The organism is Wohlfahrtiimonas chitiniclastica DSM 18708 (assembly GCF_000375345.1).
Classification (GTDB): Bacteria; Pseudomonadota; Gammaproteobacteria; order Cardiobacteriales; family Wohlfahrtiimonadaceae; genus Wohlfahrtiimonas; species Wohlfahrtiimonas chitiniclastica.
On sequence record NZ_AQXD01000001.1, the window covers coordinates 509293 to 530671 of the forward strand.

Genomic DNA, 21379 nt, shown 5'->3' on the forward strand with positions numbered 1-21379 from the left:
CCATAAGAATAGGTTAAAGTTTAGCACTTTAACCACTGATATACGAAGCCGATATGAACAATTTTAACAAAATTGCTTTGGTGAGCCGAAACAACGTAAGCAATCCATCGTTTGCTAAAGTGATGAAAACGGCTGAGGCCATCTTTGAGCGCAATGGTTGTGCAACGGTCACCTTGGCCTTGCCCCCGAATGATAGCGCTGAATCTAAGCAATTGCTAGAAGATCGCGTGAAAGATTGTGATTTGATCATCATCTTTGGCGGCGATGGGACATTTTTAGGCATTGCCCGTAAGGCGTGCCATTTAGACATTCCATTTTTAGGCATCAATTTAGGACGCTTAGGCTTTTTGACGGACATCCGCGAAACAGAGCTTGAAGAGAGTTTAATTCACATCTTAAAAGGTGAATATAAAACGGAGGATCGTGAGCTCATTCGTGTGAAAATCCCCGGTAAATTCGACTCTTTTGCCTTAAATGATGTGGTGATTCATCAGCGCAGCATCTCTCGCATGATCGAGCTTGATGTGTTTGTGGATGATAAATATTTAACCAGCTATTGGGCCGATGGCGTGATTTTTGCAACGCCCACAGGCTCAACGGCTTATGCATTGTCATCGGGCGGGCCTTTGGTTTATCCATCATTGTCTGCTGTGCTTGTGGTGCCCATTTCACCGCATACCTTCAGCCATCGCCCGATTGTGTTGCCCACGAATTTAAAAATCAAAGTGGCATTGAAAGAGAGCGTGCGCCATGAAGTGAGCGTCAGTTGCGATGGGCAAGTGGTGTTTGATTTTGATAAGGGTGATGAGCTTGAACTTATTAGTAATGCCTCAAAAATCACACTGGTGCATCCTGAAAACTACAACTACTTTGAAATTTTACGTGCAAAATTAAACTGGGGTCATCACCCTGAGAGAGAACGATAATTATGGACCATTCCACATTTGTGCACCCTGTGTTGGGTGAATTGACCTATGAAGCCGCTTTACAAGGCTATGCAGGCAGCATTGAGTTGTCAGACATGCCCCTTAAAATTAACCTGGTGGGCGATGCATTAGAAGCAGAAGCTTTAGGTGATCGCTTATTGGCATTCCTAGAAAGTGAAGCCTTTGAAGATGCTTTCATTGCAGGATTAGAGGCATTATTGACCCTTAAAAACCGCGATTGGCTCAGCGAAGGGGAAGCAGAATACACATTAGAGGAGTTTTTTGACTTTGTCTCCCTCGATGCGATTGTGATGCATTCAGATAAAATTGAGTTATATACTGATGATTTAGAGCTTTTATGGCGCAACCGTGCCATTTTGAGTTTTGATTATGATTATCAGCTCATTAATGTGCACATTGAGGAGCACATCAGTTTTTAAGCAGTAAAAAAAGCAGCGTTTGCTGCTTTTTTATTGTGACTAGGTATTGAGTGCCACTTGCGTGCTTTTGCTTTGTTGCACGCGGCGTGCTTGATAAAAACGTTGTTTCCAATATTTGTCATTCAATGAAGAGGTCATCACGCCTTTAGAGGTTGAGGCGTGGATGAATTGATTGTTCCCATTGTAAATGCCCACATGAAGACCAGTGCGATTTTGTCCCCAATTGGTTTTAAAGAAGATGAGATCGCCGGGTTTTAAATCCTCTTTTGCGATCTGAATGCCCACAGATTTTTGTGCGATCGTTGTGCGTGGTATGGCAATGGCAAATTTATCTGTAAAGGTGCGCTGCACAAAGGCAGAGCAATCGATGCCATTTAAAGAGTTGCCGCCTAATTTATAGGGCGTGCCTTTCCATTGTTTTAATTGATTTTGCAGTGCCGTGGTGACAACGTGGCTGTCTCTTAAGGCTGCGGGTGCGGCGCTGACCGTCACATTTGTTTTTGCGACAGGTTTTGCTTTAGGTTGAGCGCTTGTGGCAACGCTTGCTTGAGCAACAATCGGGGCGCTTTTTTGTGTCTGTGTACTTGCGCAACCCACCGTTAAAAGGGATACCAGGGCAACCGAAAAAATCTTATTCATAATCATTCATTCTGCATTGTCTCAAAAGGGATGAATGATTATAGATCAGAAAATGATTTCTGATCCATAATTTATACATTTAATCAGGATGATTTACGATTTTTTTGACGTAAAGTCATAATCTGTCTCTTGATAGACAAAATAATTGAGCCAATTTTGGAAGAAAATGCTCGATGCACTCATCCATCGTGTTTGAATGGCTTGAGTGGGATCATCATTTTTAAAGTAGTTGCTCGGAATGGTCATCATGCCTAGGGCAGAGTCACGCTGATACTCTTTTAAGAGAGTCTCTTTACCATATTCAGGATGACCACTCATAAAGACTTGGCGACCCGTTTTTGATGCCACTAAGTGAATGCCAGAGACTTCAGAGCTTGCGATCACCTCTAATTCAGGGTGATTGCGCGTGGCAATCGGATCACTCTCTGTGTTGCGTGATTGTGGCACATAAAAAAGATCATCCATGCCAATGAGCAGTTTAGAATCGGGTTTTTCTTTGATGTGTTCAAATACACCTGTTAATTTCTCTTTGAAAATGTTCTTCTCGATGCCATAAAAATACTTCAAGGCCGCTTGGCTGCCCCAACAGATAAAGAGGGAGGCAAACACATGGGTTTTGCTCCATTCAAAGATTTTGGTCAATTCATCCCAATAGGTCACTTCCTCAAAGTCTAAGAGCTCAATAGGTGCACCTGTGATGATCATGCCATCGAAATACTCATCTTCAATGTCGCTGAAAAAACGGTAAAATTCATCTAAATGCACTTGCTTGGTGTTTTTAGAGGTGTGGTTTTCAATGGCCAGTAGCGTGATGTCCACTTGCAAAATGCCATTACTGAGTTTACTGAGCAATTGGGTTTCTGCGGTGATTTTGTCAGGCATTAAGTTCAAAATACAGATGCGCACCGGACGAATGTCCTGTGTATTTGCACGCTCTGGATTCATCACAAAGATGCCATGATCTTTGAGAATTTGTGAAGCGGGTAAGTTTTCCGGAATAATCACGGGCATGGTTGTTCTCCTTTTATTTCATCCATAAAAAAACCAGAGTGTTGTCACTCTGGTGGATCAATTTTTGGGTAAAGATGAGCGTTAGAGTGACTCTACAGTAAGGTTCGAGAGCCACTCAATTGAGTAACTCTCTAAAGCATCATCATTAACGCGGATGGGTGGGTCATGTTTAAGTTTACTTTAGTAACATTGTTGGACTGAAAAGTATCAAACCATTTCGGATAAAAAGTGTCAAGGGCTATTTGAGGTCAATTTCCATTATTAGGCACGAAGCCATTGAAAACGGCGCATTAAATTTTATATGCCTCTCATCATGCTCTGAGAAAAAGAGCGCATCTAAGGGCTCAAGCGCTTGTCCATTTAGGGAACATGCCGTCAATGCAATGATGCATGTGGTCAAAGAAGATCGCTGATAATCATTGTCTGTAAAATCAATACGCACCATTGAATGACTGGCGTGGCGCGTATCGGTAATGATGCCGCAATCTAACGCAGGCTCAACACAATGGATCATTTCCGTAGTGCTTTCACCACTAAAAGTAATGGGTTGCCCTGATTTTGTCAGGGTATGGAGCGCACCATCAATCAATAGTTCAATCGATTGCCCCGTTAACAGTGCTAAGCTTCTTTGGCAATGCGGGAAATGAGAAAAGGGCCCTGTGTGTTCAACAGATGCCATGCTCACACGCCAAATGAAGTCATCCATCGTGGCATTTTGGGGATGGATCATCACCTCGCGCGTGGTGCCAAGGCCATTTTTCCAAGGTTTGACCGTTAGGGTGTTAAAGGCGATTTTTTGCATGAGGCTTGATCCATAAATAGTAACACACGGTTAAAATTACCAGCCAAATGATGCCAGCATATAAGGCATTGCGCACAGGTGCATAATAGCCAAGCACGCCCACCACAAAGAGCATAAAGGCAATGGCAAGGGCAGGCCCAATTGGCCAAAAGGGCACTGGGAATTTAAGCTTTGCGATTTCATCTTTGGTCAATTGTTGACGCATGCCCACTTGAGAGATGAGCACCGTGAGCCACACCCAAACAGTGGCAAAGGTTGCCATCGCTGCGATCACTAAAAATAAACCATCGTGGAAAAAGTAGTTGAGCACAACACCAATGATCATCACCACAAACATGATGGCGATTGCCACAATCGGTACGCCACTTTTAGAGAGTTTACTCAATGCCTTGGAGGCTTGACCTTGTTCACTGAGCCCATGCATCATGCGGCCTGCACCAAAGATGTCACTGTTGATGGCGGAGATGGCTGCTGTGATCACCACAATGTTCAGGAGGTTTGCAGCGTAATCAATGCCCAGACTTTTAAAAATCGTGACAAATGGGCTCGCGCCTAAGCCAATGTGATTCCACGGAAAAAGCGCCATCAGCACAAGGAGTGCTAAAAAGTAAAAGAGCAGAATTTGCACCGGCACCACATTGATGGACATCGGGATCGTTTTTTCTGGGTTTTCAGCCTCTAATGCAGTGAGCCCTAAAGTTTCCACACCACCAAATGAGAACACCACAACGGTTAATGATATGATGATGCCTGTGATGCCAAAGGGGGCAAAGCCATCGTGGCTCCACAGATTGCTAAGGCTTGGGGTGAATTCAAGGGGCACATTTAAATGCATGTGGCTCATGAGAATGTAGCCGCCTGCTATGATCATGGCAATGATGGACACCACTTTTAATAGGGAAAGCCAAAAGCCAAGCTCGCCAAACATTTTGACGGCGCACAGATTGATGCCGCATAAAATTAATGTGATGGCCAACGCCCAAATCCATGGGGCCACATCGGGGTACCATAAACCCATATAGATGGCAAAAGCGGTGACATCTGCAATGCAGACGAGCGCCATTTCAAATACATACGTCCAACCGGTGATAAAACCTGCCAAAGGGCCTAAATATTTGGTGGCATAGGCGCCAAAAGCACCCGGCATCGGGTGGTGCATGATCATCTCACCTAGGGCGCGCATCACCATAAAAACGGCGATGCCAGATAAAAAATAGGCGATGAGAACGGCAGGTCCTGCCAATTCAATGGCATTGGCTGAACCATAAAATAGACCGGTGCCCACGGCAGAACCTAAGCCAATGAATAAAACGTGGCGCGGTGTCAATCCGCGCTTGAGCTGAGTCGCCATAATGTTAATTGTGTCCTTTATTGCTGCGTCGGGTTAGGCTAAATGCCCCATGCTGTAGAGTACGATGAGTGCAGTGACAGAGAGCACCGCCCAACAAATGGCGCCCATTATAATGGGACGAAGACCATTTTTCAGCAATTTCATTAAATCTGTGTTGAGTCCAATGCCCACAAGCGCCACAATGATCAAAAATTTACCAAGTTGTGCCAAACCATGGGTGATCTCATGGGGAATGATGTTCAATGAATTGATTAAAGTGGTGATGATGAATCCAATGATGAAATAGGGCACCGCTTTGGTGAGTTTAAACTCATAATCATCGCCTGCGCTTTTTGATTTGGCCATATAAAGGGAGAGGAAAAAGGTGATGGGGACGATCATCAAGGTGCGTGTTAATTTAACAATGGTGGCAAGGCTGCCGGACTCATCACTGTAAGAATAAGCTGCAGCTAAAACAGATGACGTGTCATTAATGGCTGTGCCTGCCCATAAGCCAAAGGCTTCATCGTTCATATGAAACAGATGGCCAAGGGCGGGGAAAATAAAAACAGCGGCAATGTTGAATAAAAAAATGGTGGCAATGGCATAGGCAATCTGTTGGCTGTCTGCACGCACAACAGGCGCTGTTGCTGCAATGGCTGAGCCACCACAAATGCTTGTGCCCACACCAATCAATGTGCCGGTGACAAAATCAATTTTCAGCATTTTTGCCACCACAATGGCAGTGATGAAGGTGGCCGCAAGTGTAAAGAGCATGATCCATAGCGAATTTAAGCCCACATGAAAGACCTCTTGAATGCTCATCTCAAAGCCTAATAAGATGATGGCATAATGGAGCATTTTTTTGCCGGCAAAGCTGGTGCCTTTGCTGATTTTTTCAGAGGTTTTGGCAAATAATGCATTTAAAATGATGCCAAGGGTGATCCCAAATACCGCGCCACCAATGAGGGGAAATTGTTTGCCTAAAAAGTGCGCCCCTATGGCAATCACAAAGCAGCAGAGAATGCCAATGAGGATCGATCGATTGAGTTTAGTCATAATGACGATGCTCCTCTTCACTTGGGAGGATTTGATAAAACGTTTCATCCTCTTGAATGAGGCCAAGTTTATGGCGTGCGAGCTCTTCTTGGGCACCGGCATCGGTTTTGAGGCTTTTGATTTTCACTTCAAGGGCGGTGTTGCGCGCTTCAAGCAGTTTGTTTTGTTGATTGACGGCTTCGATTTTTGCAGTGAGTTTTTCAAGGGAGGCATAACCTTGATCCTCTTGAAACCACAAATTGTAACTTAAATAAAAAACCAAGCCTGCTAAAAAGGCAATAAGCGCGTGAAGCCATTTCATAAATTTTGTCCTATCGGGTACACGAATTGTAAATATTCTGCGATAATGGCTATTTTATCTCTTCTAGAAGAATATAGTAAAATTTTATGAATCCATCGATTATCCGTAAGTTAGATCAGTTGATTGAGCGTCATCAAGAAGTGGGCGTTTTACTCTCTGAGCCTGAAATCATCACCGATCAAAATAAATTCCGTGAGCTCTCGCAAGAGTATGCTCAATTGACGCCTGTGGTGGAAGAATTCACTGCATGGAAAACCAATGAGTTTAACCTCACTGAAGCTAAAGAGATGTTAGAAAGCAGTGATGCTGAGCTCAAAGAGATGGCAAAAGAAGAATTGCCATTGCTGCAAGAGAAACAAGCAGAATTAGAAAAGACATTACAAATTCTCCTTTTGCCGAAAGATCCGAATGATGACAGCAACATCTTCTTAGAGATTCGTGCCGGAACGGGCGGCGATGAAGCGGCGATTTTTGCTGGTGATTTATTCAATATGTATGCACGTTATGCAGAAACATTGCGCTGGCAGGTGGAAATTGTCTCTGAAAACCGCGGCGAACATGGCGGCTTTAAAGAGATCATTGCGCGTGTGATTGGTCATGGTGCGTATTCTCGCTTGAAGTTTGAATCCGGTGCGCACCGTGTACAACGTGTGCCAGAGACAGAATCACAAGGTCGCGTGCATACATCAGCAGCAACGGTTGCAATTTTGCCAGAAGTGCCAGAAACAGAAGTGGTGAACATCAATCCTGCGGATTTAAAAGTGGATACGTTCCGTGCATCGGGCGCCGGTGGTCAGCACGTGAATAAAACGGATTCTGCCATCCGTATTACGCATTTACCGACAGGCACAGTGGTTGAGTGTCAAGATGAACGTTCTCAGCACAAAAACCGTGCGCGTGCCATGAGCTTATTGGCATCACGTTTATTAGAAGCCGAGCGTGAAAAAGAGCAAAAAGCCATGAGTGAAAATCGTAGAAGCCTTGTGGGTTCAGGGGATCGCTCTGAGCGCATTCGCACGTACAACTATCCGCAAGGTCGCATTACGGATCACCGCATTAACTTAACTCTCTATAAACTAGAAGACATCATGGGCGGCGATTTAAATCAAGTCATCAATCCCCTCATTCAAGAGCATCAAGCGGACATGCTCTCTTCATTAAGCGATCAAGGATAATGACAGTGACATGACCCTTCAACGAGCGAAACTTTGCATTTTAGCCACCACGGATTTACATGCACATGTCACGAATTATGATTATTATCGTGATCAATCGCTCCTTGATGTCGGATTAATGGGACTGGCAGATGTGATCGAGCAGATTCGCCGCACAGAGCCAAATACACTGTTATTAGACAATGGTGATTGCCTGCAGGGCAATCCCATTGGCAACTATCTGCGCGATGATGCCATGGTGCATCAGCATTCGATGATTACACTCATGAATGCGCTGAAATATGATGGCGCAACCCTTGGCAATCATGAGTTTGATTTTGGATTGCCGTATCTTCATAAGGCGATACAAGATTGGCGCCATCCGGTGACGAGTGCAAACATTGAAACGGCGGCAGGCAAACCATGGTTGCCACCTTATTTATTATTACAGCGATCGATCACCATGGAAAAGGGTGCACCGAAACCAATCACCATTGGTGTCATCGGGGCAGTACCCCCTCAAGTGATGCTCTGGAATCATAAAGTTTTATCAGAAGATCCTCACGAGCGCTTAGTGGTGAAGGACATCACCGCATCGATTGCTCATTATGTCAAAGAGATGAAAACCAAAGGTGCGGATCTGATTGTTGTGTTGTCCCATTCTGGCGTCAGTGATCGCCCTTATCAAATGGGGGCAGAGAACAGCGTCACTTATCTTGCAGAGATTGAAGGCGTTGATGCCATTGTGGCAGGGCATGCCCATGGCGTCATGGCAGAAAAGATGGGCAGTCGTGCGGTGCCTGTGGTCATGTCTGGTGCCTTTGGGCAATACTTAGGCTGTGTGAATTTTACACTGACCCATGATGCGACAGGTTGGCACATTGAGCGTGCATGGCCTGAATTGATTGAAAATGGTGGGCAAGGGGATGCAACGCACCCATTATTTCCCTGTGTGGCGCGTGAACATGCATTGACCTTAGCGCGTATGAATGCCCCAATTGGACGCAATGTCACCGATTTTTCAAGTGCAATGAGTCTGGTGGAAGATGATGCCTGCATTGAGCTCATTGCCCAAGCGCAGTTGTGGTATGGGGCGCAATTATTAGCGTCATTGGGCGTAGAAAAGCGTCCAATTCTCAGTGCCGTGCCTGCATTTAAAGTGGGCGGACGTAAAAATGCCCCGCATGATTTTACCTGGATTGAGCCTGGCATTTTGAGCTTTAAGAATGTGGCGGATTTGTATCCCTTTAACAATCAATTGGCCATCCTTCGCATCAATGGGCGTGATCTACGCGAATGGCTTGAATGCGCAAACAGCATCTATTTTACCATTGATGAAGGACAAAGTGCCGCCCAACCACTGATCAATTGGGCGAAACATCGTGGATACAATCGCGATGTGATCAAAGGTGTTGAATACACTGTCGATGTGCAGCAGCCGCGCCGATATAATGGGGAGTGTCGTTTGGTTAATGAGGCAGCACGGCGCATTGTAGATTTAACCCATGAGGGGAAATGGGTTCGCGATGAGGATGAGTTTTTTCTCATCACCAATCAATATCGTGCATATGCAGGAAAATTCCCCGGCAGTGGGGAACATGCGGTGGTGACGTTATCCACCGATGAATTACCCACAATCATTGCAGAATATTTGATGCATCAAGTGGCCAATGAAGGCCACATTCGTGTGGTGCCCACTTTCAATTGGCAACTGGCATGTCGTGCAAAGGTGCGCTATGAAACGGCGCCCGATGAAAAAGCAGCGCAATACATTCAAACATACATGCCCACTTGGCAGCGCTGTCAAAGATTGGATGAAGATGGCTTTGCCATTTACATTTGCCCAAATATTGCGCAAAAAACCTCAATTTTAGATGTGAATCATTCGCAATCTTTACATTTCTCATATAGGACTAAATTTACTTATTTTAACAATGGTGGTGATAATTTTTATCAATCTCATTGATAAATAGTGAATTTTACCCATTGGATCTGTCAGTAAAACAGCTAAAATCATTTATTTTGTTGATATTTCCTAACAAAAATATATAATTGATGCCATTGGTAATGAAGACATAAAGATGGAACGTTTCATTATAATCTTTTTAAAAGATGATGATAAGGGTTTTTTATTTTATCAATCATGCCATTGTCTATATGATTGTCGGCGTCAAATCATACAGACAAATTAATGAGTTACACAAACTGTTTTATTAAAGAAATATCAATCAATAAGGGTTGTCAATGAATAAGGAAGGTTTACTCGGTGAGTGGGATCAAGAATCCGTAGAAGGTTCTGACCTCATCCGCGATAAAGATGAGTTTACAAATATTGTCACAAATCATGATAAACACAGTAATATTGATATTTCTGATTCCTTAAGCATGTATTTCAGTGACCTCTCAAGTCGCACATTATTAACGGCAGAAGAAGAGAAGGCATTGGCGTATCGTGTTCAAGCTGGGGATCAAGCGGCGCGTCAAGAGATGATCGAAAGCAATCTGCGCCTTGTGATCGCAATTGCTAAGCGCTATGCCAATCGTGACATTCCATTGAGCGATCTCATCGCGGAGGGCAACATGGGATTGATGCAGGCGGTGGAAAAGTTTGACCCAGAGATGAATTACCGCTTTTCTACCTATGCGGTGTGGTGGATTCGTCATGCCATTGAGCGTGACATTATGAATACGGGGCGTGCGGTGCGTTTGCCGATTCATTTACACAAAGCGATTAACCGTATTTTAAAGATTCAGCGTGATTTAGGTAAAAAACTGAACCGCGAACCAACGTACACAGAAATTGCGGAAGTGGCGAAGAAAAGTGTCAAAGAGGTGGAAGATCTTCTGATTGAAAATGAGATGATTCTTTCGTTAGATATGGAAGTGAATGATGAACAGGGCTCATTGTTAGACATGCTCTCAAGTGACCATCGCTCAGACGATGCCCTAGGAATGATGGAGGAAGATTGTTTGATGTCCGCATTAGAAGAGGGTTTGACCCATTTAGATGATGTTTCCCGCCGCGTGATCATTGAGCGCTTTGGCTTAGATGATGATGTGCCAAAAACCTATGCCGAAGTGGGCGATCTTTTAGGCACAACGAGTGAAAAAGTGCGCCGTATTCAGATGAAAGCACTTAAAGAGATCCGCGAATATTTAGTGGATTGATTCATTAAAAAAGCCCATCATGGATGGGCTTTTTTGAGTCTGATGATTTTAATTATTTAACCAATAAAACGGGCACAGTGGCTTTTTGTACCACATCATTACTGACGCCGCCAAGCACAAATTTTTGCACAGCATTTAAACCACGGCTACCGATGACAATGATGTCTGCACCGGCTGTTTTAGAGTGTTGCACAATCGCTGGCGCCGCTTCACCTGTGATGATGCTCGTTTTGTGCTGTACAGCGGCATCGTCTAGGATTTTTTCAACGGGTTGAATTTTTGCATTGCGTACTTTTTCTTGCTCTTCTTTAGAAGGTTCTAATAAGATTTCGCGCGCTGTTTTTGGGGGAACTGTCACATAGACAATTTCCACAACTGCATCCGCGTCTGCTTTTGCAAGTTTTGCAGCTTCCGCCGCGGCACGAAGAGAGTTTTCAGAACCATCAATGGCCAATAAGATTTTTTTATACATATTGTGACTCCTTATGTCGGTACGAATGATTATTGTTGATTGAGTATAACCCATTATTGTAGAAAAAGCCTTGATAAACAATTATATCAAGGCTTTTTTTGATCAGTGTCGTCTCTTAAACTTATTTAGAGATGTGAGCAACAAGATCTAATACTTTTGCAGAGTAACCGATTTCGTTATCGTACCAAGCAACGATTTTAACGAATTTGTCAGTCAATGCAATCCCTGCTTTTGCATCAAAGACAGATGTGCAAGTTTCACCTAAGAAGTCGGTAGAAACCACTGCATCTTCTGTGTAGCCTAAAATGCCTTTTAATGCACCTTCTGATTCTGCTTTCATTTTTTCACAGATTTCAGCATATGTGGCAGGTTTTGCTAAGTTCACCGTTAAGTCAACCACAGAAACGTCTGGCGTTGGTACGCGGAAAGACATGCCAGTTAATTTACCATTCAATTCGGGAATGACTTTACCCACAGCTTTAGCTGCACCCGTTGAAGAAGGAATGATGTTTTGTGCAGCACCGCGGCCACCGCGCCAATCTTTAGAAGAAGGAGCATCCACTGTTTTTTGTGTGGCAGTTGTTGCGTGCACTGTGGTCATTAAGCCTTCAGTGATGCCCCAGTTGTCATTCAATACTTTCGCCACAGGTGCTAAGCAGTTTGTGGTGCAAGATGCGTTAGAAACGATGTCTTGACCGGCATAAGTTTCGTGGTTCACACCCATCACAAACATTGGCGTATCATCTTTAGAAGGACCGGTTAAAACAACTTTTTTCGCGCCAGCTTCGATGTGCTTACGTGCTTTTTCATCGGTTAAGAAGATGCCTGTACCTTCCACAACAACGTCAACGTTGATGTCACCCCATTTGAGGTTTGCAGGATCTTTCTCAGAAGTCACACGAATGGCTTTACCATTAACGATCAATTGACCATCTTTAACATCCACTGTGCCTTTGAAACGACCGTGTGTTGAGTCATATTTCAACATGTAAGCCATGTAATCAACGTCAATTAAGTCATTGATACCAATAATTTCGATGTCATTACGCTCGAGTGCTAAGCGCATCACAAAGCGACCAATACGTCCAAAACCATTAATGCCAACACGAATAGCCATTATTTTCTCCTTGATTATCTAATGGGTAATAAAAACAAACGGAGTAACTATAGTCATCTATAGTTACATAATTTTAATTTAATGTATATCTTTTCGCTTGATCTACGTCTATCTTATGCCAAAGATTGCTTTTTCAGATAATCGAGTAATAAGCCAACAGGGCGACCCGTTGCACCTTTATTCGCACCTGATGTCCACGCAGTGCCCGCAATGTCTAAATGGGCCCACGCATATTTTTCGGTAAAGCGTGATAAGAAACATGCCGCAGTGATTGAGCCACCTGCGCGGCCGCCGCCAATGTTGGCAATGTCTGCAAATGGGCTGTCTAATTGACTTTGATACTCATCCCACATTGGCAATTGCCATACACGGTCACGCGTTGCTTCACCCGATGCCATCAATGCATCGGCTAAGTCTTGATTGTTGGCAAATAAACCCGTCGGTTCATGACCAAGGGCAATGATGATGGCACCTGTTAACGTGGCCACATCGATCACTGCTTTGGGTTCATATTGCTCTGCATACGTTAATGCATCACATAAAATGAGGCGGCCTTCAGCATCGGTGTTTAAAATTTCGATGGTTTGGCCAGACATGGATGTCACCACATCGCCAGGTTTAATCGCAGTGCCTGAAGGCATGTTTTCAACTGCTGGAATCAACGCCACAATGTTTAAAGGTAAGGCCAATTCTGCCACCGCTTTCATGGTGCCAAGCACACTTGCCGCACCACACATGTCATACTTCATTTCATCCATGCCAGCGCCTGGTTTTAAGGAAATGCCGCCTGAGTCAAAAGTCACGCCTTTGCCCACTAACACAATTGGGGCTTCTTCACGGCTTTGTGCACCATGATATTCTAAAACGATGAAGTTAGGCGCTTCTGCGCTGCCTTGAGACACCGCCACAATTGCGCCCATGCCTAAACGTTTGATGTCGCTGTCATTGAGGATTTTGCAATGTAAATCATCATATTCGCGCGCAAGATTGTCCGCAATGTCAGATAAATCAGTGGGCGTTAAGTGATTTGCTGGTGTATTGCCAAGATCTTTTGTGAGCAATACGCCTTTTTTGAGGGCTAAACCATAATCAAAGGCTGCTTTGATCTCTTCGGTTAACGCAGCAACATTGATGGCGTATACTTGTGCATTTTGCTCATCTTTTTTGCTTTTGTATTGATTAAAAGTATAGGTGGCATGCGCAACCGTTTCGATGATTTTTGGAATGGTGTACGCTTTTTTACCACAGTTGCTCAAGATGGAGAATGTGATGGTTTCGGCGGGCATTTTTTTCACCCATTGAGTGGCAGCATCTACAGCTTTACTCAACGTCACCACAGAGGCTTTTTCACGCGCACCAAAGCCCACCACCAATAAATAACGGGCTTTGATGTTTTTCGGTTGAAAGATTGGGAAAACTGAACCCGCTTTCCCAGTGATTTCGCCTGAATCTAATAAAGACTGCAATAAGCCATCCATGGCTGCATCGAGTGCTTTAGCATCGGGTGAGAGCTCATCTTCATAGCAGTTCACCACCAATACATCGGTTTCTAACGCAGCGATGTCTTCGCTGATCAATTGGTAAGAGACGGGTTGAGTTTTCATAAATTCTTTCCTTTTTTGATTATTCTAGAACTAAACGGCCACGCAATGAGTTTGGCAATGCTTCTGTAATGATGACATCACAGAACTGGCCAATCAACTCTTTTGGTCCAATGAAGTTCACAACGCGGTTGTTTTCAGTGCGGCCAGCTAAAACTTCAGGATCGTGTCGAGAAGGGCGGCTCACTAAAATGCGTTGCTTTGTGCCCACCATGCTTTCTGAAATGGCATTCACTTGTGAAGTGATTTGGGCTTGAAGACGGGCTAAGCGCTCTTTTTTCTCTTCCATAGACACATTGTCCGGTAAAGAGGCGGCAGGTGTGCCTGGGCGCGGGGAATAGATGAAGCTAAAGGACATGTCATAGTTCAACTCTTTGACCAAATCCATGGTTTTTTCAAAATCTTCAGCCGTTTCACCCGGGAAGCCCACAATGATGTCAGTGGATAAAGAGATGTCTGGGCGCACTTTTTGTAACTTACGGATTTTAGACTTATATTCAAGCGCCGTATGGTTACGTTTCATGGCCATCAAAATCTTATCAGAGCCCGATTGAATCGGTAAATGTAAGTGAGACACCAATTCAGGCACGCGGCCATACACTTCAATCAAGCGATCAGAGAAGGCAATCGGGTGCGATGTGGTAAAGCGAATGCGGTCAATGCCATCGACTTTTGCCACGTATTCAATCAATAACGCTAAGTCACAGATGGAGCCATCGGGCATTTCGCCTTGATAGTCGTTCACATTTTGCCCAAGTAGGTTGATCTCTTTGACGCCTTGTTCCGCTAAAATGGCGATTTCGCCGATCACATCCATCATTGGGCGAGAAATCTCTTCGCCGCGTGTATAAGGCACGATGCAGAATGAGCAATATTTGTTACAGCCTTCCATGATGGACACAAACGCTGAAGGACCTTCGGCGCGTGGTTCTGGCAAGTGATCAAACTTCTCAATCTCAGGGAAAGAAACATCCACTTGGGCGCCATTGCCTTTCCAGACATCGAGGAGCATTTTTGGCAAGCGGTGCAATGTTTGAGGGCCAAACACAATGTCAACATAAGGCGCACGTTTACGGATCAATTCACCTTCTTGGCTCGCCACGCAGCCGCCCACACAAATCACAATGTTTGGGTTCGCAGCTTTCAGCTCGCGCCAGCGACCTAATTCAGAGAATACTTTCTCTTGCGCTTTTTCACGAATGGAGCAGGTGTTTAAAATGATCACGTCCGCTTTTTCCACATCAGTGGTTTTTTCAAGCTGACAAAACGCCTTTAAGCTGTCCGCCATTTTGTCTGAGTCATACTCATTCATTTGGCAGCCTTGCGTTTGGATGTAAAAAGTTTTAGAAGTAGATGGTAATTCAGTTGTCATAAAATTAGATAGATAAACTAAGGATAGTTAAAAACAGAGGCGATTTTACACGGTTTTCAGAAAAAATTCTGAAAGAAATGGCGGGCACAGATGGCACGGTTTATTTTTGTGCAAAAAATGCCATACTAAGCTTTTCTTCATTGGAGGTTTATCCATGATCCCTAAGGAATTGGCCACATTATTGTCACACACGGCGCGCCGTGCCATTGCACTGACACCCACAGCGGCACAGGTGCATCATGATTTATATGCTTCCAAAATTGGTGGCGTGCCGTATTTTCCTAAGGATGCACTGTATCCAACGAATGATGATGGCGTCCCCTTAGCTTTACTCGCACAACTGAACTTATCTGACATCTTTAAAGATGCTGAGCTTTTAAGTACATGCGAGCAAGATGCCGTTTTAAAACATTTACCAAAGTCTGGCATGCTCAGCTTTTTTTATGACATCACCGATGATTTAATGGGGTTAGACTTAGAAAAAACCGGTCAGGGCAATGGCAGCGCAGTGCACTATTTTACAGAGATTTTGCCAGAATCTGCCTTGACACAAGTACCGTTTGAAGCTTTGCGCTCACACATTCAAGATGACAATGCAGATGATTATGGTGCGCTTAGCATTGATCAAGCGGTGGGCTTGACGGCCAGCATCAAAGAGACCCTGTATGAGTTAGAATCTGAATCATTTGGTAACCCTGAGATTGAGGCCTTTAAAACAGCGCTTGAGGCATACACTGAATCATTAGAGGATGAAGATGAGGAGGAGTCCGTCATGATGGCCATTTATGATGCTGTTGATGCAGCCAATTACGGTCATGCTGTGGGTGGATATCCGAATTTTACGCAGTTTGATCCGCGTGAGCGCGCACAGAATCAACAATTTTTATTGCTGCAAATTGACAGCATTGGGGATGTATTGATTGGCGACTGTGGCTCCATTCAGTTTTTTATGACGATGGAAGCCTTGGAGCAACGTGATTTTAATCACGTGCTCTATGATTGGGCGTGCGGCTAGGATGCCATCCAGATCAAGGTGGCTTGGCGACCTGAGGCCTTGCCATCTCGACGATATGAGAAAAATAGATCCGGTGAGCTGTGGGTACAGTAATCGCCGCCAAAAATGTTGTGGGCTTTGACGCCAAAGGCTTTCAGCTTTTCCCGGGCAATGCTGTAAAGGTCAGCATAAAAGTGATTTGCACGCTCGCTGTCGATGAAAAAATCACCATAATGAGGATTGTGTGCCATAAAGGCTTCGCGCACTTCAGGACCCACTTCAAAGGCTTTTTGGGAAATGGCGGGCGCTAACCAGGCAATCATTGTGTCATCCATGTGATGGCAAGCCGATAAGGTGTTTTCAATGATGCCATTGAGTAAACCGCGCCAGCCTGCATGAATGGCCGAGACAAAGGTACCCGCTTCATTGGTTAAAATGATGGGCAAGCAGTCTGCCGTTAAAATGGCACATACTTGATTCGGTTTGGTGGTAAAAAGGGCATCGCCCTCACAAATGGCCTCTAACGCACTGGCATCATGAACAATGGTGCTGTGGGTTTGAGAAATCCATCGCGGTGGCTCAGGCAGATTGAGCGCCTCCATCAGGCGCGCTCTGTTTTTGATCACATCATCACGATCATCCTCAACGCTGAGCGCTAAGTTTAAACCATCAATGGGCGCACTGCTAAAACCGCCCAAACGTGTGGTTGAGTAAGCTTTAATATGAGCTGGCACAGACCAGTTCGGTTTGATCACAGGTAATCCATTGATGGTTTTGATGGTCATGACTCTAATAATCCTCGTTACGTTGATAATCTTCTTCAAAAACGTGCATGATTTTTGCCAAGTCAGCAGGATAATCGCATTCAAATAACATGCGTTTACCCGTATGGGGATGTGTTAATTCGAGCTTTTTCGCATGTAAGGCTTGGCGCTTGAATTGACGCAACTCTTCTGCCAGTTCGGGCACCATTTTAGGTGGCAATTTTAAACGCCAGCCATAAGTAGAATCCCCAAAGAGCGGATGATGAATGAAGTTCATGTGCACACGGATTTGATGGGTGCGCCCAGTTTCAAGTTTACACTCCACCAATGTGTGACCACGGTAATGATCTAAGATGCGATAATGGGTGATGGCGGGCTTGCCAATGGCTTGCGCGCTCATCTTTTTGCGATCCACCTTGTGGCGGCCAATGGGCACATCAATGGTTTGCCCAGAAATGAGTTCACCCGTGGCAATCGCGTGGTAAGTTCTGCCCATTGAGTGATCACTCAATTGCTCGACTAAATGGTAATAAGCATCTAGATTTTTAGAGACCACCATTAAGCCGGTGGTGTCTTTATCTAAACGGTGCACAATGCCTGCACGCGGCAATAAATGCGCGTTTTCGTTGTGAAAGAGCAGGGCATTTAATAAAGTGCCATCAGGGTTGCCCGCCGCAGGGTGTACCACTAAGCCCGCAGGCTTATTGATCACCATGATGTGGTCATCTTCATAGACAATGTTTAAAGGGATGTCTTCGGCTTTCGCATCGTTTAAATAATCTTGCTCTAAAATCAATGTGATGGAGACCGCTTCACCGCCATAGACTTTATCTTTGATTTTAGGTGGTTTACCATCTAACAAAGTTTGACCATTTTTGATGGCGTCTTGGATTTTACTGCGGGAATAATTCGGTAACAATTCACTTAGAACAACATCTAAACGGTTGCCAGCGGCAGACATAGGGATAGTCAATGAAAAAGTTTCTGTCGATTGCATAAATTTGAGTATAATAGCTGGTTAAAATTTCTGTTAAAACACTAAATCACATGGATTTGAATATGAATAAAACTGTTTTGCATTGTAGCGTACTTTTATCAACAATGTTGTTGATTGTTGGATGCTCAAGTACCAAAAAAGAAGATCGTTATCGTATGATGTCAGGCAGTGATCTTTTACAGGAAGGTCGATCAAGTTTAGATGGTGGTAGTTATAAAGAGTCGATTGAACGTTTTGATGTGATCGAAGCGCGCTTCCCCCAAGGGAATTATGCAGAACAGGCGAAGTTGAATAAAATTTACGCATACTATCTCAATCGTGATCATAAAGAGGCGCTACAAGAGGCCGATAACTTCATTAAACTCTACCCAAATCATCCACATGTGGATTATGCATGGTACATGAAAGGTTTAGTGAACTTTGATAAAGCCCGTTCCATCATCGATAAATTCTTACCGCCTGATCATACAAAAGTGGATCAAAAGCAGCTCACAGATTCGATGGAAGCATTTTTGGTGATTTTAGATAAGTATCCAAACAGTGTGTATGCAGAAGATGCCGCAAAACGTGTCATTTATCTTCGCAATACTTTAGCGCAATCAGAAATCCACATTGCCAATTTCTACATGCAGCGTAAAGCGTATGTGGGCGCGGCGAACCGTGCGCAATATGTGATTGATAATTACGATGGCTCACCGGCTGTACAAGAAGCATTGCTCATTCAAGTCAAAGCGTATCGAGCCCTTGGTTTAGAGAATATGGCCAATGATCGCTTGCGCATTTTGCAAAAGAACTACCCAAATTACGCAGGTTTAAAATCTCTATAAGCGCCATTGATCGGACATGTTATTTTTAGTGTATAGAATCCTATGGTGGGTGATCCTGCCATGGGTTTTATTATTTCGGTATTTGAAAGATAAAAAATCAGGCAAAGCGGGGCGTTATTGCATTGAGCGCCTCGGTTTTTCAAACGCTGTTCAACCTCACGATGTGATTTTGCATGCGGTTTCCTTAGGGGAAGTGCGCGCAATGACGCCATTGGTGTGCGAGTTATTGAAAACCTCGCCATCATGTTCTATTTTGATCACCACAACCACATTAACGGGACGTGCGCAGATTGAAAAGAGCTTCGGGGATCAAGTCTCTGTCACCTTTTTGCCTCATGACATTGGCTTTTTTGTGCGCCGCTTTTTAAAAAAAGTGCGCCCTAAGGCTTTGATGATCATGGAGACGGAGATTTGGCCCAACCTTCTCAGTCAATGCGCCAAATTGGGGATTGAAACGTTCATCATCAGCGCATGTTTGTCGGATCGTTCGCAAAAGGGCTATCAAAAGATGCCCAAAACCATTGCCAAACTTTTAGCGCCCATTCATGTGATGGCGCAAACAAAAGAGGATCAAGCCCGCTTTTTAGCCATTGGCGCTGAGAAAGTGACGGTGATGGGCAATTTAAAATACTTCACCATTTTGCCAGAAGATTTCACTTATCAAGTGACGCAGCTGACTAAAGGCAAGCACAATTATCTGTTATGGTGTTTAGCGAGCAGCCATGATGGGGAAGAAAAGCTCATTTTAGAGCATTTTAAAACATTAAAAGAGCAGCATCCACACCTTAAATTGGCCATAGCGCCAAGGCATCCTGAGCGCTTTAAGGCTGTGCGTAATCTGATTAAAGATTATGGCTTTTTATGCCAAGCGCGCAGTGAAACGGCGCTTGAGGATTTTGAGTTCAACCATCATGATGTGTGGTTATTTGATACGATAGGTGAGCTGTTGTATCTCTATGGCGTTTCTGACATTGTGACGGTGGGCGGCAGTTTTGTCCCCATTGGCGGACACAATATTTTAGAGCCCGCATGCCTTAAAAAGGTGATCACCACGGGGCCTTATGTGGATAACATTATGGAGATGGTGACCCTTTTTCAAGCGCACGATGCCATTGAGATCCTCACCCATGAAACGTTAGATGATCAGATGGCCAAACTCATTGAAGAGCGCGCGGTGCGTCGGCGCATGAAAAACGCCGCCGAAGCTTGTGTGCAACAAAATCAGCATGCTTTGCCCTATGTGATCGACGCCCTAAAGGGGGCACTTGAGGAGAGATGAGATGAAAGAGCGCTTGCGACAATTGAATCAATTTTATCTGCCACCTTTGACCAAGCTCTATTTTGAGCGAGCAGCCCTTGAGAAGATTGTGAACCATGTGCCGCTGTTTGTGCGGATCTCTGATCCGGACAGTTGGCTCATGCAAAGTGCCTATCAGATGTATCGTAATCTCTCTAAAGAGGCGTTGAGTGATCGCCTTGATCAACTCATTGATTATTTAACCACCGAAGCCACCTCCGTTTTTGAAGGGCAGCAAGGGCTTGTGGTGCATGATTCTGTGCCGTACATTGAGTGGCGCATGGGGCAAAAGTTCTGTGCCATCACTGATTTACTGGGTAAACCTACACTTTTTATGGATCTGCATGATTTGAGCGCAGATTCAGAGCAGCTCAGTAAAAGCATCAATCATCTGCAATCGGCTTGGGATGATCAATTACAGATTGTGTTGATGGGAGAGATACACACCTATCCTGCCATGACACAATATGAGAATTTAATGCTGATTGATCCGACCCGCGTCACGCATCCGCATTTTGTGGAGCGTTTTCGCTTTAAACCTCGCAACCTCAGCATGTTCAGCTTTGGCAGCAAGCCCTTTTTCTTGATGAATGGTCAGGGTAAATTGCTGAGCTTTTTCAGTAAGCAGGATCAATCAGTGTTGGTGGAAGAGGTGAAAAAGCAGCTTAAGCTTTAAACAGTGCCAAATAATCGCCATAGCCTTCTTCTGCCATGGTTTCGAAAGGCACAAAGCGCAGCGCTGCACCATTGATGCAGTAACGTAAGCCGCCCATTTCAACCGGACCATCCGTAAAAACATGCCCAAGGTGGGCATCTGATTGTGCACTTCGCACTTCTGTACGGATCATGCCATGGCTTAAGTCACGCACCTCTTTGAGGGTTTCAATCGGGCGGCTGAAGGACGGCCAACCGCAGCCGGCATCAAATTTATCTAAAGAGCAAAAGAGCGGCTCACCGCTGATGATGTCTACATAAATGCCTGCCTGATCAAAATCATTATAATGACTGGTGAATGGGCGCTCTGTGCCATTTTCTTGCGTCACATAATATTGCAGATCCGTTAAACGTTTTTTTAAATCATCTTGATTCATCATTCATCTCCTTTTGC

Annotated in this window: 22 protein-coding genes; 9 read left to right on the top strand and 13 right to left on the bottom strand. The window is 44.5% G+C overall.

The features are described from left to right. Positions 1-53: 53 nt before the first annotated feature. Both B143_RS0102285 and B143_RS0102290 read left to right on the top strand, forming a co-directional pair. Complete coding sequence (locus B143_RS0102285) at positions 54-926, top strand: NAD(+)/NADH kinase (RefSeq protein WP_018122025.1); 873 nt, start codon at positions 54-56, stop codon at positions 924-926. 2 nt (positions 927-928) lie between these two features. Then, positions 929-1366, top strand: a complete 438-nt coding sequence (locus B143_RS0102290) for a DUF2262 domain-containing protein (RefSeq protein ID WP_018122026.1) — start codon at positions 929-931, stop codon at positions 1364-1366. Between the two features lie 39 nt (positions 1367-1405). On the opposite strand, the gene B143_RS0102295 is transcribed toward B143_RS0102290, so the two are convergent. From B143_RS0102295 to B143_RS0102320, 6 genes are all read right to left on the bottom strand, one after another. Beyond that, complete coding sequence (locus B143_RS0102295) at positions 1406-2005, bottom strand: NlpC/P60 family protein (RefSeq protein WP_018122027.1); 600 nt, start codon at positions 2003-2005, stop codon at positions 1406-1408. Between the two features lie 93 nt (positions 2006-2098). Further along, positions 2099-3016, bottom strand: coding sequence for a homoserine O-succinyltransferase (locus B143_RS0102300; RefSeq protein WP_008314778.1), 918 nt, complete (start codon positions 3014-3016; stop codon positions 2099-2101). 238 nt (positions 3017-3254) lie between these two features. Further along, the gene (locus B143_RS0102305; RefSeq protein WP_018122028.1) at positions 3255-3818 is read right to left on the bottom strand and encodes a HutD/Ves family protein; all 564 of its coding nucleotides are present in this window, start codon (positions 3816-3818) and stop codon (positions 3255-3257) included. Beyond that, entirely contained in the window at positions 3799-5169 is a 1371-nt protein-coding gene (locus B143_RS0102310) for an amino acid permease (protein WP_018122029.1), read from the bottom strand. The genes B143_RS0102305 and B143_RS0102310 overlap by 20 nt, the downstream gene beginning before the upstream one ends. Before the next feature lie 33 nt (positions 5170-5202). Further along, positions 5203-6207, bottom strand: coding sequence for a YeiH family protein (locus tag B143_RS0102315; RefSeq protein WP_018122030.1), 1005 nt, complete (start codon positions 6205-6207; stop codon positions 5203-5205). Further along, entirely contained in the window at positions 6200-6508 is a 309-nt protein-coding gene (locus tag B143_RS0102320; protein WP_008314774.1) for an FtsB family cell division protein, read from the bottom strand. Before B143_RS0102320 ends, B143_RS0102315 begins: the two co-directional genes overlap by 8 nt. A gap of 86 nt (positions 6509-6594) precedes the next feature. On the opposite strand from B143_RS0102320, the gene prfA reads away from it, so the two are divergent. The 3 genes from prfA to B143_RS0102335 all read left to right on the top strand — a co-directional run bounded on the left by prfA (position 6595) and on the right by B143_RS0102335 (position 10830). Then, entirely contained in the window at positions 6595-7683 is a 1089-nt protein-coding gene (gene prfA, locus B143_RS0102325; protein WP_008314773.1) for a peptide chain release factor 1, read from the top strand. 10 nt (positions 7684-7693) lie between these two features. After that, complete coding sequence (locus B143_RS0102330; protein WP_018122031.1) at positions 7694-9628, top strand: bifunctional 2',3'-cyclic-nucleotide 2'-phosphodiesterase/3'-nucleotidase; 1935 nt, start codon at positions 7694-7696, stop codon at positions 9626-9628. A 278-nt stretch (positions 9629-9906) separates the two neighbouring features. Continuing rightward, positions 9907-10830: a sigma-70 family RNA polymerase sigma factor gene (locus B143_RS0102335; protein ID WP_018122032.1), complete on the top strand. Its 924-nt coding sequence runs from the start codon at positions 9907-9909 to the stop codon at positions 10828-10830. Between the two features lie 52 nt (positions 10831-10882). Here the strand turns inward: B143_RS0102335 and B143_RS0102340 are convergent, their stop codons facing one another. From B143_RS0102340 to miaB, 4 genes are all read right to left on the bottom strand, one after another. Further along, a complete protein-coding gene (locus B143_RS0102340; protein ID WP_018122033.1) occupies positions 10883-11302 on the bottom strand; it encodes a universal stress protein in 420 nt (139 codons plus the stop codon). 121 nt (positions 11303-11423) lie between these two features. Beyond that, a complete protein-coding gene (gene gap, locus B143_RS0102345; RefSeq protein ID WP_018122034.1) occupies positions 11424-12419 on the bottom strand; it encodes a type I glyceraldehyde-3-phosphate dehydrogenase in 996 nt (331 codons plus the stop codon). A gap of 113 nt (positions 12420-12532) precedes the next feature. Continuing rightward, positions 12533-14023: a leucyl aminopeptidase gene (locus B143_RS0102350; RefSeq protein WP_018122035.1), complete on the bottom strand. Its 1491-nt coding sequence runs from the start codon at positions 14021-14023 to the stop codon at positions 12533-12535. 19 nt (positions 14024-14042) lie between these two features. Beyond that, positions 14043-15392 carry a tRNA (N6-isopentenyl adenosine(37)-C2)-methylthiotransferase MiaB gene (gene miaB / locus B143_RS0102355; protein ID WP_051063856.1) on the bottom strand — a complete coding sequence of 450 codons (1350 nt, stop codon included), beginning with the start codon at positions 15390-15392 and terminating at the stop codon, positions 14043-14045. Between the two features lie 154 nt (positions 15393-15546). Between miaB and B143_RS0102360 the strand changes: the two genes are divergently transcribed. Beyond that, entirely contained in the window at positions 15547-16407 is an 861-nt protein-coding gene (locus B143_RS0102360; RefSeq protein WP_018122037.1) for a YwqG family protein, read from the top strand. Here B143_RS0102360 and pgeF read toward each other — a convergent pair. Together pgeF and rluD are read right to left on the bottom strand one after the other, a co-directional pair. Beyond that, positions 16404-17171, bottom strand: coding sequence for a peptidoglycan editing factor PgeF (gene pgeF / locus B143_RS0102365; protein WP_018122038.1), 768 nt, complete (start codon positions 17169-17171; stop codon positions 16404-16406). The two genes, B143_RS0102360 and pgeF, sit on opposite strands and share 4 nt — an antisense overlap. 4 nt (positions 17172-17175) lie before the next feature. Next, positions 17176-18147: a 23S rRNA pseudouridine(1911/1915/1917) synthase RluD gene (rluD, locus tag B143_RS0102370; protein WP_081600412.1), complete on the bottom strand. Its 972-nt coding sequence runs from the start codon at positions 18145-18147 to the stop codon at positions 17176-17178. Positions 18148-18209: 62 nt separating this feature from the next. On the opposite strand from rluD, the gene B143_RS0102375 reads away from it, so the two are divergent. The 3 genes from B143_RS0102375 to B143_RS0102385 are packed head-to-tail and all read left to right on the top strand — an operon-like array spanning position 18210 to position 20947. Next, a complete protein-coding gene (locus tag B143_RS0102375) occupies positions 18210-18974 on the top strand; it encodes an outer membrane protein assembly factor BamD (protein ID WP_008314756.1) in 765 nt (254 codons plus the stop codon). Between the two features lie 16 nt (positions 18975-18990). Continuing rightward, positions 18991-20253, top strand: coding sequence for a 3-deoxy-D-manno-octulosonic acid transferase (locus tag B143_RS0102380; protein WP_018122039.1), 1263 nt, complete (start codon positions 18991-18993; stop codon positions 20251-20253). A 1-nt stretch (position 20254) separates the two neighbouring features. After that, entirely contained in the window at positions 20255-20947 is a 693-nt protein-coding gene (locus B143_RS0102385; RefSeq protein WP_018122040.1) for a hypothetical protein, read from the top strand. On the opposite strand, the gene msrB is transcribed toward B143_RS0102385, so the two are convergent. After that, on the bottom strand, positions 20937-21362 hold the full coding sequence (msrB, locus tag B143_RS0102390) for a peptide-methionine (R)-S-oxide reductase MsrB (RefSeq protein WP_018122041.1): 426 nt from the start codon (positions 21360-21362) through the stop codon (positions 20937-20939). The genes B143_RS0102385 and msrB overlap by 11 nt on opposite strands. Between the last annotated feature and the right edge of the window lie 17 nt (positions 21363-21379).